This is a genomic window from Mycobacterium sp. 155, assembly GCF_000373905.1.
In the GTDB taxonomy this organism is placed as follows: Bacteria; Actinomycetota; Actinomycetes; order Mycobacteriales; family Mycobacteriaceae; genus Mycobacterium.
On the sequence record NZ_KB892705.1, the window covers coordinates 2,511,601 to 2,524,906 of the forward strand.

Sequence of the window (13,306 nt, forward strand, 5' to 3'; positions counted from 1 at the left end):
CAGCCAATTCGCAACCGTCGGACGTTTCGCAACCGGCGCCGCAACGGTAGTACTGTCGTCCGATGAGCAGCCTGGTTGACCATGACCAAGCGCGCCGAAGGAATCCAGATTGAGGACTACATGAGCGATCTCGCGAACACCGAGAGGAGAGCCGACAAGCCGGCGACCGGTCGACGCGGCAATCGACTGCCCCGCAACGAACGACGCGGTCAGCTCTTGGCGGCCGCCAGCGAGGTGTTCGTGGACCGGGGTTACCACGCCGCGGGTATGGACGAGATCGCCGATCGCGCCGGTGTCAGCAAACCGGTTCTTTACCAACACTTCTCGTCGAAGCTTGAGCTGTACCTCGCGGTATTGCAGCAGCACGTCGAGAATCTGGTGTCCGGCGTTCGCCAAGCCCTGCGCACCACCACGGACAACAGGCAGCGGCTGCGCGCCGCCGTGGAGGCATTCTTCGACTTCATCGAGCACGACGGTCAGGGTTACCGGCTTATCTTCGAGAACGACTACGTCAGCGAGCCACAAGTGGCTGCGCAGGTGAAGGTCGCGACCGAAGCCTGCACGGACGCGGTGTTCGACTTGATCAGTCGCGATTCCGGCCTTGAGGCGCATCGCGCCCGGATGATCGCGGTCGGCTTGGTCGCGATCAGTGTCGACTCCGCGCGGTACTGGCTCAACAACGAACGGCCGATCGACAAGGACTGCGCGGTGGAGGGCACGGTGCAGTTCGCCTGGGGCGGACTGTCACACGTGCCACTCACCCGCGCCTGAACGGGCCTTCTCTAGGCCGACTCAGCCCCGACACCGAAGCCGACGCGGCGCACATCGGCAGCGCCGATCTCTACGTAGGCGATCTTTTTGTTCTGCACCAGGAACCGACGGCCCTTCTCGTCGGTCAGCGCCAGCACACCCGAGTCCTGGCTGAGCGCGTCAGTGACCTGTTTCTCCACCTCACTGGGAGTCTGCGCGCTGTTGAAACTCAGCTCCCGCGGACTGTCCGTGACGCCGATCTTGACCTCCACGCTGGACCCCTTCTCTGTCTCTACTGTCTGTGTCCCTCAGCAGGCTAGTGGACAGTGCGGGCGCGAGGCCGCCAGCGTCGGCCATTGAGAGTTCGCCGTGCGCGAAGCGCTCGATGCCTGCGCCAAGCGCGGGAGACCTTCAGCGACCGAACCGAGTCCGGACCGTAACCAACACGCTGGTCATCAAACCTCACCCGTCACATCTGCCTCGATAGCATCAGCAGCGATATTGGACGAGACGACTGGGATAGCCTCATGACCAGGCATTATTCGCCGTATGGCACGACTTCGACCGAGCGTTTCGGTGAGCATTCGACTAGGCCCGGATCGTCCGACCCGGACGATAACTTCCGGAGCCGTTACCGCTCGAGCGATGACAGCGAATACCGCACCGGCGGCGACGATGCCGGCTTCGCGGACTACGACGCCTACGTGGGCGACAGCCCCGATGAGGACATCGACGACGAGATCTACGAGTACTACGACCCTGCCGACCGGCGATGGATGTGGGTCGCCGCCGTCGCGGGCGTGATCCTGCTGGTCGCGGTCATCTGCACGGTGATCATCCTGGGCGGCGGCGACAGCGGGTCGGTCTCGGCCACCGTGACCTCTTCAGCGGCACCCACGACGAGCCAGCCCACGACCACTCCGGCACAGGACGCCACATCGAAGCCGGTGCCGACGCCGGCACCGCCCGTAGCCGGCATGTCACCCGAGACGGTGACCACCGTGACGCCGACCCCCCAGGCCACCGCGGAACCGACACCCGAACCTGCACCGCCTGCCGAGGCGGCCCCGCCGGCGACCGTCGCCAGCCCGCGCACCATCACCTACACCGTCACGGGCACCCGGCAGCTGATCGACCTGGTGAGCATCGTGTACACCGATCAGCAGGGGGCACTGCAGACCGACATCAACGTCGCCCTGCCGTGGACCAAGACCGTGACGCTCGACCCCGGTGTCGAGCTGAAATCGGTGACCGCGACCAGCGTGGCAGGTCAGCTCGACTGCGCGATCACCGATGCCAACGGCACAGTGCTGGTCCAGCAGGCCAACAACACGATGATCGCGACCTGCACGCAGTAGAGCGGTCAGGCCAGGCCCAGCTCCTGCATCCGGGAGTGATGGGTGTGCTGCAGCCCGTTGAAGAACTCGGCGAGCTGGGTCAGGCCTTCCCCGCTGGACATCACCAGATCGACCAACTCGTCGTGATCGGCCAGCACGAATTGCGCCTGGGTGACAGCCTCGCCGAGCAGTCGGCGCGCCCACAGTGCCAGCCGGTGGCGCTGCCGGACGCTGGCGGTCACCGCCGCCCGCACCTCGGCCACGACGAACTGTGAATGCCCGGTCTCCGAGAGCACCGACCGCACCACCGAGGCAACCTCGTCCGGTAGCGAGTCGGTGATCTCCAGGTAGAAGTCTGCGGCGAGCGCGTCACCGATGTAGGTCTTCACCAAAGCTTCCAGCCACGTGCTCGGCGTGGTCATGCGGTGGTAGTTCTCCAGCGCCGAGGCGTACTTCGTCATCGCCGCGACGACATCTACTCCCCTGCGCTCCAGCGCATCTCGCAAAATCTCGTAGTGACCCATCTCGGCGGCGGCCATGCTGGCCATGTTGATCCGGCCACGCAGATTGGGCGCCATCCGCGCCTCCTCGGTGAGCCGGTAGAACGCGGCGACCTCCCCGTAGGCCAGCACCGCGAACAGTTCGTCGACCCCGGGGTGATCGGCCGACACGCCTGGGGCGACCGGTTCGGCGATCTGTTCTGCGGCGGGCTGCGGCGTTGTCATGGGGCCAACTTTAGACGCCGCACGACGGGCCGACTTGCCGGCAAATCGGCCCTGCCATCGCGACCAGCTACAATGACTTCTGGTAACAGGATCTGCAGCGGCTTCGAGCCCGCTTGCGAGCCGCCCAGGCCGCTACCGAAGAAATGTGCGTGCACGCAGTTGGCCCGCCCCGTAGCGCTGGGCCCCGCGGATCGGCACCGCCGCCTGTACCGGGCGAACCGGCCGTGTCATTGTCGAAACTCGTGCGCGCGTGGACGCCCCATGAGGTTTGACAGTGAAAGGCTACCTCCACCAACCATGACGCATCTCAACAAGACGTTTGCCGAACTCGGCGTGCGCGAAGAAATTGTGCGCGCACTGGCCGAGAACGGTATCGAACACCCCTTTGCCATCCAAGAACTCACCTTGCCCCTGGCACTCGCCGGCAGCGATCTGATCGGCCAGGCCCGTACCGGCATGGGCAAGACCTTCGCCTTCGGCGTGCCCCTGCTGCACCGGGTGGTCGGCGACGAGACCCGACCGCTGACCGGAGCGCCGCGCGCGCTGATCGTGGTGCCCACCCGCGAGCTGTGCCTACAGGTCTACGACGACCTCGCCGCCGCAGCAAAGTACTTGACGGCAGGTACCGGAACCTCCTCGCAGCGCCCGTTCACCGTGACCTCCATCTACGGCGGACGTCCTTACGAACCGCAGATCGAAGCGCTGCGTAAGGGTGTCGACGTGGTCGTCGGCACGCCGGGCCGACTGCTCGACCTGGCCCAGCAGGGCCACCTGCAGCTCGGCGGCCTTTCGGTACTGGTCCTCGACGAGGCGGACGAGATGCTCGACCTGGGCTTCCTGCCCGATATCGAGCGCATCCTGCGGCTGACCCCGGATGACCGGCAGTCGATGCTGTTCTCGGCAACCATGCCCGATCCGATCATCACGCTGGCCCGCACGTTCATGAACCAGCCCACCCACATCCGGGCCGAAGCCCCGCATTCCGCGGCGACCCATGACACCACCGAGCAGTTCGCCTACCGGGCCCACGCCCTGGACAAGTCGGAGCTGGTCAGCCGGATCCTGCAGGCCGATGGCCGCGGCGCCACGATGATCTTCACCCGCACCAAGCGCACTGCACAGAAGGTGTCCGACGAACTCGCCGAGCGCGGATTCAAGGTCGATGCCGTGCACGGCGACCTGGGCCAGGGCGCCCGGGAGAAGGCCTTGAAGTCCTTCCGCACCGGAGCCGTCGACGTGCTGGTCGCCACCGACGTCGCGGCGCGCGGCATCGACATCGACGACGTCACGCACGTCATCAACTACCAGTGCCCCGAAGATGAGCAGGCCTATGTGCACCGTATCGGACGCACGGGCCGCGCCGGCAAGACCGGCGTCGCGATCACGCTGGTGGACTGGGACGAGCTGGCCCGCTGGGAAATGATCGACAAGGCGCTGAACTTGGGCTGCCCCGATCCGGCCGAGACCTACTCCAGCTCACCGCACATCTATGAGGAGCTGGGCATCCCCGCCGATGCCACCGGCACCGTCGGCACCCCACATCGTTCGACAGACAAGCGTGCCGACAAGTCGGAGAAGCGGATCTCCTCGACCGACTCGAACTCGGAGCGGCCGAGCCGGACCCGGACACGGCGGCGAACCCGCGCCGGCAAACCGACGACCGGGCATCCGGAGACGCCCTCGGCTCCGGAGACCGATGTCGAGGAGCCGGTCGACGCACCGGTTGCCGAATCCGAGAACGGCGAAGCTCCGGCTGCCGGACGGCGGCGCCGTCGGCGACGTCCCCGCAAGACCGAAGCCGCCAGCGCCAGCTAGCCGACCGCGCCACCTATGGTCAAACCCGAACGTCGCACCCGTGGCGACATGGTGGCGGCTGCTGCGATCGTTGCGGTCATCGCCGTCGTCGCCGCCCTGATCTGGTGGACCAGCGACGAGCGGGCGACGATCAGCCGTCCCGCAGCGTCGCCGGTCGCCAATCTGAACCCGGCCCGGGACGTACCCGCCGGACTGCAGCAGCTGTGGACCGCGCCGAGCCCCAAGACCACAGTGCCGGTGATCGCCGGTGGGTCAGTGGTCACCGGAGACGGGCACACCGTCACCGGGCGCGATCCGGTCACCGGTGCCACGTTGTGGAGTTACGCCCGCGATCTCGACCTATGCGGTGTGACCTCGGTGTACGACTACGCCGTCGCGGTGTATCCGGACAGTCGCGGCTGCGGGCAGGTCAGCACCATCGACGGTAAGACCGGCCAGCGCGGGCCGGCCCGCAGCAGCTATTCCGATCCCGAGGTGCGGTTGTCCTCCGACGGGACCACCGTGCTCTCGGCCGGGGACAGTCGCCTGGAGATGTGGCGCTCCGACATGGTCCGGATGCTGTCCTACGGTGCACTCGACGCCCGCATCAAGCCCGATGTCCCAGCGTCACCGGTGTGCCGGCTGGTGTCGGCGGCGGCCAGTTCCTCGGCGGTGTCGGTGCTGGAGTCGTGCCCCAAACGGGACGATCTGCGGCTGACACTGCTGCGTCCGGCCGATGAGGAGGACCAGCCCGACACCCGGAACGTGGAGCTGCCGGGCGTGACGGACGACTCGGGCGCACAAGTGATCGCCGTATCGGACACGACAACCGCGATCTACGTGCCGACGCCGAAGCCGACGGTCAATGTCATCGACCGCGACGGTGCCACCATCGCCAGTACGCTGCTGCCCGCACCGCCGGGGCCGCAAGCCACCACCAGCCGTGCCGGAGACCTGATCACCTGGTGGACGGGCAACTCGGTGCTGGTGTTCGACGCCAATGGGCTGCGCTACAAGTACACCGTCAGCCCGACTAGTACGGCCAACCCGGTCGGACCCGCCACCGAGATGGCCGGGCGGCTGCTGGTCCCCGTCAGCGACGGCTACGACGTGTTCGATCCCGCTACCGGCGCCGGTGAGCGGCACATCGCGTTGGCCCGCCAACCGAGTGCCTCGCCCGTGGTACCCGCGGTGGCCGGGTCGACTCTGCTCGAACAGCGCGGCGCCGAACTGGTCGCGCTGGGGCCGACGTGACGGCAGGGGGCCCGCGGCTCAGCCCAGGTCGATGACGATGACGCTGGTGTTGTCGCTGCCGCCGGCATTGTTGGCCACCTCGATCAACCGCTGAGCTGCCGTCGCGGGCTCCACCGTGCCGGCCGCCTCAGCGATCGAGGACTCATCGGCGGCCGCGAACAAGCCGTCGCTACAGATCAGCAGCCGGTCACCAGGGAGACAGTCGAGATCGGCGACATCGACACGGATCACCGGCCCGATGCCGAGCGCACGGGTGAGCAAGTGGCGGTGTGGATGGAAGCGGGCCTCCTCGCGGGTGATCTCCCCGGCCTGCACCAGCTCACCGGCCACACTGTGATCGGCCGTGAGCTGCTCCATCCGGCCGTCCCGAATTCGGTAGAGCGGCGAGTCGCCGATGTTGAGGACCATGGGGCCACCCTGTTCGGTATCGAACATCGCCACTACGGTCAGTGTGCAGCCCGAGCTTGCGCCTTCTGCCGTGACGAGAGCGCTGACGCGTTCATTGGCCTGCCGCACCGCGACCATCAGCCCGTCCCGGTCAGGCACGGCGACGAAACCGGCCCGCAACATGTCCAGCGCCAGCCGGCTGGCGTGGTCACCGACCGCGCCGAAGCCGTCGGCGATGGCATACAGCACCCCCTCGACGAGCACAGCATCCTGGTTGCTGACCCGGACGGGGCCCTGATCGGTGGCCGTCGCGGCCGCGAGCACTGTCGCCATGGTTCCTGCTACACGACTTCGGGTGTGAAGGTGGCCATCGCCTTCCCGGACTTCCAATACCTGCGCAGGGCCTCGGCCAGCTGCCGGTAGGCCTCCGCGCCCTTGTTCTTTCGGCCGGCCAGTACCGACACACCTGACGCAGTGGCCTCGGCGAATCGAACAGTACGCGGGATGGGCGGTGCCAACACCGGCAGCTGATAGCGGTCCGCCACATCGAGCAGTACGTCACGGCTGTGGGTCGTGCGCGAGTCATAGAGCGTTGGCAACGCGCCCAGCAGCGTGAGATCGGCGTTGGTGATCTGCTGAACGTCAGCGATGGTGCGCAGGAACTGCCCGACGCCGCGGTGCGCCAACGTTTCGCATTGCAGCGGCACGATCACCTCATTGGCGGCGGTCAGGCCGTTGAGAGTGAGCACCCCCAGCGACGGCGGGCAGTCGATGATCACCACATCAAAGGAGTCGGCGACCTTGGCCAGGGCACGTTTGAGTGCGTACTCGCGACCCGCCCGCATCAACAACATGGCCTCAGCACCGGCCAGGTCGATGTTGGCCGGCAACAGCGTCATACCTTCATCGGTCTGCACCAGCGCTGCGTCCGGCTCGACTTCGCCGAGCAGCACCTCGTGTACCGACACCAGAAGCTTGTCGGGATCCTGGCCCAAGGAGAACGTCAGACACCCCTGCGGATCCAAGTCGACCAGTAGTACCCGCTGACCGAGTTCGACCATCGCCGCGCCCAACGACGCCACTGTCGTCGTCTTGGCTACCCCACCCTTTTGATTGGCGACCGCTAGTACCCGCGTCACACCTTCATCCAAGCACGCTCCCGGCAGGCACCGTCAGACGTGCGGCAGAATCACCGTATGAGCGCCCCACAGCACCGCCTCATGCTGCTCCGTCACGGTGAGACCGAATGGTCCAAGTCGGGTCAGCACACGGGCCGCACCGATCTTGATCTCACCGATACCGGACGAGAGCAGGCCAAGTCGGCAGCCGCGGTGCTGGCCGACCTGCAACCGCAGAACCCGATTGTGATCAGCAGCCCGCGGCTCCGCGCACAGGAGACCGCCGAGCTGGCCGGCCTGACCATCGACGAAGTATCTCCGCTGCTCGCCGAATGGGATTACGGCGAGTACGAGGGGCTGACTCCCCAACAGATCCATGCGATGGTGCCGGACTGGATGGTGTGGACACACGGCGGCCCGGGAGGGGAAAGCCCGGCCGATGTCAGTGCCCGCGCCGACCAGGCGATCGAGCTGGCGTTGGGGTACCTGGAGAGCCGGGACGTGGTGTTCGTCGGACATGGCCATTTTTCGCGGTCGGTGCTGACCCGATGGGTGGAGCTGCCGATAGCCGAAGGCATCCGGTTCACGATGGAGACGGCCTCGGTCGCGGTCTGCGGCTTCAAAGACGGTGTGCGGCAAATCACTGCACTCGGCCTCACCAGCCGCACCAATCCGTGCCCGCCGCCACACTGAACCCCGGGTTCGTGCTGGCTGGGCCGTCCGGGGTGCTGATCACCGAAGGCGTGCGTACCGGCTACTCGCGAATCCCCGACGCGCAATCCGCACTGCAATCCGGGGCGGCATCAATCATATTGGGCGCGTTGCCGTTTGACACGACACGGCCGGCCGCGCTGTACGAACCGGTAACGGTCCACCGACCCGAGGCGCTGCCCGACTGGCCGGCCGGACCGTCACCTTCCGTGACGTTCCGGGAGACACTGCCGGCCAGCGCGGTGCACCGCGACCGGGTCGCCGAAGCCGTGACTCGGTTGCGGGATCCCGCCACAGCGCTGGACAAGGTGGTGCTGGCCCGGGCACTTCAGCTCACCGCGGACGGCCCGTGGGACCCCCGCACCGTGCTGCGCAGGCTGGCCGATGCCGATCCAGCCGCCACGGTGTATCTCGCGGACCTGTCCCCGGCGGGCCCGCGATATGCCGGAACCGTCCTGGTGGGAGCCAGCCCCGAACTGCTGGTCGCCCGCAAAGGTGACACGGTGATCTGCCAGCCCTTCGCTGGTTCGGCGCCACGGTCAACCGATCCGGCCACCGACGCTGCCAACGCGGCCGCACTGGCAGCGTCGGCGAAGAACCGCCACGAGCATCAACTGGTCGTAGACGTCATGCGCAAAGCCCTCGATCCACTGTGCGTCGAGCTGCAGATCGCCGCCGAACCCGAATTACACGGCACCGACGCGCTGTGGCACCTGAGCACGCCAATGCGTGGGCGGTTGCGCGGAAAAGACATCACGGCAATCGATCTGGCGCTCGCCCTGCACCCCACCCCCGCGGTGGGCGGGGTGCCCACCGGCACGGCCGCTGCGCTGATCGGCGAGTTGGAGGGTGACCGCGGGTTCTACGCGGGGGCGGTCGGTTGGTGCGATGCCGACGGCGACGGTCGCTGGGTGGTGTCGATCCGGTGCGCCGTGCTGTCCCCGGACCGCCGGGAGGCCTTGGCCCACGCCGGTGGCGGCATCGTTGCCGAATCCGATCCCGATGACGAAGTCGACGAGACCACAACGAAATTCCGGACCATACTGGCAGGACTGGGGGCAGCATGACCGAAGTGATCAGACGGGTACAGCCCGGCGACGAGGGCGAGATCGTTGCGATGATCCGCGAGCTGGCCGAGTTCGAGAAGGCGCTCGACGAGTGTACTGTCACCGAAACTCAGTTACACACAGTACTTTTCGGCGAGAAGCCGATGGCATACGGGCACATCGTCGAGATCGACGGCGAGGTGGCCGCCACCGCGGTGTGGTTCCTGAACTTCTCGACATGGGACGGCGTCGCCGGGATCTACCTGGAGGACCTCTACGTCCGCCCGGCCTTCCGACGCCGCGGGCTGGCCCGAAAATTGTTGGCCACCTTGGCGGCCGAGTGCGTGAAGAACGGATATTCCCGGCTGACGTGGGCCGTGTTGAACTGGAACGTCAACGCGATCGCGCTGTACGACGCTGTCGGCGGCAAACCGCAGACCGAATGGACCACCTACCGCGTGTCGGGTCCTGAGCTCAGCGCGCTGGCCGGTGAACACGGCGAAGCGCGGTAGCCCGCCCGGCTCGCGGCCTCGATCAACGACACATCACGCACCGCACCCCGGTCCGCCGAGACAGCCATCGCGGCATAGGCCCGCAGCGCCGGTGACATCTCCCGGTCCCGGCGCCGTGGCCAGTACCCGCCGTCGTCCTCCAACCGGCGTCGGCGGTCGTCGAGTTCGGCGGCGTCGACCCGCAATTCGATGCGGCGGGCCGGGATATCGATGTCGATCAGGTCCCCGTCCTGCACCAGCGCGATGACGCCACCAGCCGCCGCTTCCGGCGAGATATGCCCGATCGACAATCCCGATGAGCCGCCGGAGAAACGTCCGTCGGTGATCAGCGCGCACACCTTGCCGAGCCCGATGGCCTTGAGATATGAGGTGGGATACAGCATTTCCTGCATACCGGGGCCGCCGCGCGGACCCTCGTAACGCACCACGACGACGTCGCCGGGTCGCACCCGGCCGGTCAGTATCACGTCCTGCGCGGCCTCCTGGGATTCGACGACGATTGCGGGCCCACTGAAGCGCAGGATCGACTCGTCCACACCGGCGGTCTTGACCACACACCCGTCCTGGGCGAGGTTTCCGCGCAGGATGGCCAGTCCGCCGTCCGCCGAATAGGCATGGGCGACATCGCGGATACAGCCCGATGCGGCATCCAAGTCGAGGCTCTCCCAGCGGCAGGACTGGGAGAACGCCGAACTGGAACGCACCCCACCGGGCGCGGCGTAGAACAGGTCGACGGCCTCGGCCGAGACCGTGGGAGACCTCAGATCCCACTCATCGAGCCAGGCGGTGACTGAGTCAGCGTGTATTGCATGCACGTCGGTATCGAGCAGTCCGGCGCGCTGCAACTCCCCCATCACCGCGGGGATACCGCCCGCCCGGTGCACGTCCTCCATCAGGTACCTGCCGTTGGGGGCGACCTTGCAGATGCACGGAATCCGCGTGGACAGTTGCTCGATGTCGGCCAGCGTGAAATCCACGTCGGCCTCATGTGCCGCAGCCAGCAGGTGCAGGATCGTATTGGTCGACCCACCCATCGCAATGTCGACCATCATCGCATTGGAAAATGCTGCGGCAGAAGCGATGTTGCGGGGCAGCACGCTGGCGTCATCGCCGTCGTAGTAGCGCCGAGCCAGCCCCATCACCGCGGCGCCGGCATCTTCGTACAAGCGGCGGCGGGCCGTGTGGGTCGCGAGCGTCGTGCCGTTGCCCGGCAGCGCCAGCCCGATCGCCTCGGTCAGGCAGTTCATCGAGTTGGCGGTGAACATTCCCGAGCACGATCCGCAGGTCGGACAGGCGGCGGCCTCCACCCGTTCCATGTCGGTGTCGGAGACCTCGGGAGTGACGGCGTCGGTCATTGCCGAGATCAGATGCAGACCGCTGCGGACAGTTCCGTCGACCAGCGTCGTGGTACCGCCCTCCATCGGTCCGCCCGAGACGAACACCGTGGGGATATTCAGTCGCAGCGCCGCCATCAACATGCCCGGGGTGATCTTGTCGCAGTTGGAGATACACACCAGGGCATCGGCACGGTGCGCGTTGACCATGTACTCGATCGAGTCAGCGATCAGGTCGCGTGACGGCAACGAGTACAGCATGCCGCCGTGCCCCATCGCGATGCCGTCGTCGACGGCGATGGTATTGAACTCCCGAGCTATTCCACCGGCCGCCTGGACCGCCTCGCACACGATGCGCCCGACGGGCTGCAGATGGGTGTGGCCAGGTACGAACTCGGTGAAGCTGTTGGCGATAGCCACGATCGGCTTGCCGAAGTCGGCACCGGACACGCCGGCGGCGCGCAGCAAGGCCCGTGCGCCGGCCATGTTGCGGCCGTGGGTGATGGTCCTGGATCTCAAATCGGGCATATGCCCATGCTTGTCGCCAATTCACCGCGGGCGAAGACGGCCCCACCACTAGTACTGCCGGTACCAGGCTCACATCTCGAGCCTTAGAATCTGGCCATGCCCAACCAGGCCGCTCGCGCTGAACTGGGTGGCTTCCTGCGGATGCGCCGGGAGGCACTGGATCGGTCCGAGCGGAGCCTGCCACCGATCCGCGGCAGGCACAACGGCTTACGCCGTGAGGAAGTCGCATTCCTGTCGTCGATCAGCGTTACCTGGTACACGTGGCTGGAACAGGGTCGTGACATCAACCCGTCACGACAGGTCCTGGAGGCCATCGGGCAGACTCTCGCGCTCTCGCCCGCCGATCAGGCGTATCTGCTTTCGCTGGCCGGGTTTTCGTCCGGCGGCACACAGCCCGTGCCGGATCCCGGCGAACCCCCGGATCATCTGCGCCGGCTTCTTGAGGCGTTCGGCCGCTCACCGGCCTTCGCGATCGATCTCGATTGGGAGATCACTGCATGGAATCGCGCCTACGCGGCGCTGTACCCGCGGGTGCGATCAGTCGCCCGCGAGGACCGAAATCTGTTGTGGCTGGTATTCACCGATCTGTCGATCAGGCAATTGATGCCCGACTGGGAGGTGGAGAGCCGACGTTTCGTGTCCGAGTACCGCATACAGAACGGGGCACGGCTCGACGAACCCACGGTCATTCACCTGCTGGATCGACTGCGCGCGGAAAGTAGTGACTTCCAACGTATTTGGGAAGACCACGCCATCGAGGGCTTTCAAACCCGGATTCGGCGATTCGACCACCGGCTGATCGGACAGACCGGGTTGGAGTATCACCGGCTGACCCCGGCGGACCTCCCGGACGTCAGCATTGTCGTCTACACCCCGACTGACGCCGTCGCCGCCGCACAACTGGACCGACTCATCGACGACACCTTGTGACGGCGACTGTTCAATCCCGCCCGGACGTCCAGTGCACGGCCGACGGACTCAACAGCATGCCCAGCGCGACCAGTGCCAACACGCCAACGGCGATGCCGTAACCGATCTGGTGGGACGTGAACACGTACCAAGCCACGCCGAGCAACAGCAGGTTGGCGAATACGCCGATGCCGCGGCCCCAGCGCCGACCCGTGATCAATGCCCAGCCGCCGGCCAGCACCCCGCCGCCGACCAGAAGGAACCAGAGCGCGGTGCCGTACCCGCTGACGATGTGCTGATCGGCCCCAGCCAGCCCGCGAACGACCAACACGACCGCGGCCACCAGACCCAGCACCCCTTCGGCGGCGACGAGGTAGCCCGCGTAGCGAACGATGGGCGGCTGCACAGGCGGTTGAGTCACGACAGCTTGCCGGCGAGGTAGCGGACGGCGTACTCGTAGCCGGCCGGACCGGCCCCGGCGATCACCACCTCGGCGACACCGGACACATAGGAGTGGTGCCGGAACGGTTCCCGGCGGTGGATGTTGCTCAAATGCACTTCGGCGACCGGTAGTTCGACCGAGGTGAGGGCGTCGGGGATGGCCACCGAGGTGTGGCTGTAAGCGCCCGGGTTGATGATGATGCCCGCGCAATCGGCCCGGGCGTCGTGGATGGTGTCGATCAGCACGCCCTCGTGGTTACTCTGCACCGCGCGTACCTCGAACCCGAATTCAGCGGCCAGCGCGGTCACCGATCCCTCGATCTCGGGCAGGGTGGTCGCACCGTACACCTCGGGCTGGCGGGTGCCCAGCAGGTTGAGGTTGGGCCCATTGAGCAGGAGCAGTCGGCGAGCAGTCACGTTCGTACCGTACCGGCGCCGCACCGCTGTCGAGCAAGAGCGC

At 66.7% G+C, this 13,306-nt stretch carries 15 protein-coding genes; 8 read left to right on the forward strand and 7 right to left on the reverse strand.

Translation table 11 applies throughout. From position 1 onward, the window contains the following. Positions 1-120 precede the first annotated feature (120 nt). On the forward strand, positions 121-771 hold the full coding sequence (locus B133_RS0111970) for a TetR/AcrR family transcriptional regulator (RefSeq protein ID WP_026256313.1): 651 nt from the start codon (positions 121-123) through the stop codon (positions 769-771). Positions 772-782: 11 nt separating this feature from the next. On the opposite strand, the gene B133_RS0111975 is transcribed toward B133_RS0111970, so the two are convergent. Continuing rightward, positions 783-1,022, reverse strand: coding sequence for a DUF3107 domain-containing protein (locus B133_RS0111975; RefSeq protein ID WP_018601353.1), 240 nt, complete (start codon positions 1,020-1,022; stop codon positions 783-785). Between the two features lie 255 nt (positions 1,023-1,277). Between B133_RS0111975 and B133_RS0111980 the strand changes: the two genes are divergently transcribed. Continuing rightward, positions 1,278-2,108, forward strand: coding sequence for an MmpS family transport accessory protein (locus B133_RS0111980; RefSeq protein WP_018601355.1), 831 nt, complete (start codon positions 1,278-1,280; stop codon positions 2,106-2,108). Between the two features lie 5 nt (positions 2,109-2,113). On the opposite strand, the gene B133_RS0111985 is transcribed toward B133_RS0111980, so the two are convergent. Then, a complete protein-coding gene (locus B133_RS0111985) occupies positions 2,114-2,812 on the reverse strand; it encodes a ferritin-like fold-containing protein (RefSeq protein ID WP_018601357.1) in 699 nt (232 codons plus the stop codon). A 297-nt stretch (positions 2,813-3,109) separates the two neighbouring features. On the opposite strand from B133_RS0111985, the gene B133_RS0111990 reads away from it, so the two are divergent. Together B133_RS0111990 and B133_RS0111995 are read left to right on the forward strand one after the other, a co-directional pair. Continuing rightward, the gene (locus B133_RS0111990) at positions 3,110-4,627 is read left to right on the forward strand and encodes a DEAD/DEAH box helicase (RefSeq protein ID WP_018601360.1); all 1,518 of its coding nucleotides are present in this window, start codon (positions 3,110-3,112) and stop codon (positions 4,625-4,627) included. 15 nt (positions 4,628-4,642) lie between these two features. Further along, the gene (locus B133_RS0111995; protein ID WP_018601362.1) at positions 4,643-5,860 is read left to right on the forward strand and encodes a hypothetical protein; all 1,218 of its coding nucleotides are present in this window, start codon (positions 4,643-4,645) and stop codon (positions 5,858-5,860) included. Between the two features lie 18 nt (positions 5,861-5,878). On the opposite strand, the gene B133_RS0112000 is transcribed toward B133_RS0111995, so the two are convergent. Continuing rightward, a complete protein-coding gene (locus tag B133_RS0112000; RefSeq protein WP_018601364.1) occupies positions 5,879-6,580 on the reverse strand; it encodes a PP2C family serine/threonine-protein phosphatase in 702 nt (233 codons plus the stop codon). Positions 6,581-6,588: 8 nt separating this feature from the next. Continuing rightward, positions 6,589-7,386, reverse strand: coding sequence for a ParA family protein (locus B133_RS0112005; protein WP_026256314.1), 798 nt, complete (start codon positions 7,384-7,386; stop codon positions 6,589-6,591). 57 nt (positions 7,387-7,443) lie between these two features. Here B133_RS0112005 and B133_RS0112010 point away from each other — a divergent pair, with 57 nt between their 5' ends. From B133_RS0112010 to B133_RS0112020, 3 genes are read left to right on the forward strand one after another with little or no spacing between them, the layout of a single operon-like run. After that, positions 7,444-8,058, forward strand: a complete 615-nt coding sequence (locus tag B133_RS0112010; RefSeq protein ID WP_026256315.1) for an acid phosphatase — start codon at positions 7,444-7,446, stop codon at positions 8,056-8,058. Then, complete coding sequence (locus tag B133_RS0112015; protein ID WP_018601370.1) at positions 8,040-9,143, forward strand: isochorismate synthase MenF; 1,104 nt, start codon at positions 8,040-8,042, stop codon at positions 9,141-9,143. Before B133_RS0112010 ends, B133_RS0112015 begins: the two co-directional genes overlap by 19 nt. Continuing rightward, positions 9,140-9,634: a GNAT family N-acetyltransferase gene (locus B133_RS0112020; protein WP_018601372.1), complete on the forward strand. Its 495-nt coding sequence runs from the start codon at positions 9,140-9,142 to the stop codon at positions 9,632-9,634. The genes B133_RS0112015 and B133_RS0112020 overlap by 4 nt, the downstream gene beginning before the upstream one ends. Here B133_RS0112020 and ilvD read toward each other — a convergent pair. Next, positions 9,574-11,496 carry a dihydroxy-acid dehydratase gene (ilvD, locus tag B133_RS0112025; protein ID WP_018601374.1) on the reverse strand — a complete coding sequence of 641 codons (1,923 nt, stop codon included), beginning with the start codon at positions 11,494-11,496 and terminating at the stop codon, positions 9,574-9,576. The genes B133_RS0112020 and ilvD overlap by 61 nt on opposite strands. Positions 11,497-11,592: 96 nt before the next feature. Here ilvD and B133_RS0112030 point away from each other — a divergent pair, with 96 nt between their 5' ends. After that, the gene (locus B133_RS0112030) at positions 11,593-12,426 is read left to right on the forward strand and encodes a helix-turn-helix transcriptional regulator (protein WP_018601376.1); all 834 of its coding nucleotides are present in this window, start codon (positions 11,593-11,595) and stop codon (positions 12,424-12,426) included. 10 nt (positions 12,427-12,436) lie between these two features. Here B133_RS0112030 and B133_RS0112035 read toward each other — a convergent pair whose 3' ends face one another. Both B133_RS0112035 and aroQ read right to left on the reverse strand, forming a co-directional pair. Then, entirely contained in the window at positions 12,437-12,826 is a 390-nt protein-coding gene (locus B133_RS0112035) for a hypothetical protein (protein ID WP_026256316.1), read from the reverse strand. After that, the gene (gene aroQ / locus B133_RS0112040) at positions 12,823-13,263 is read right to left on the reverse strand and encodes a type II 3-dehydroquinate dehydratase (RefSeq protein WP_018601381.1); all 441 of its coding nucleotides are present in this window, start codon (positions 13,261-13,263) and stop codon (positions 12,823-12,825) included. Before aroQ ends, B133_RS0112035 begins: the two co-directional genes overlap by 4 nt. Positions 13,264-13,306 lie beyond the last annotated feature (43 nt).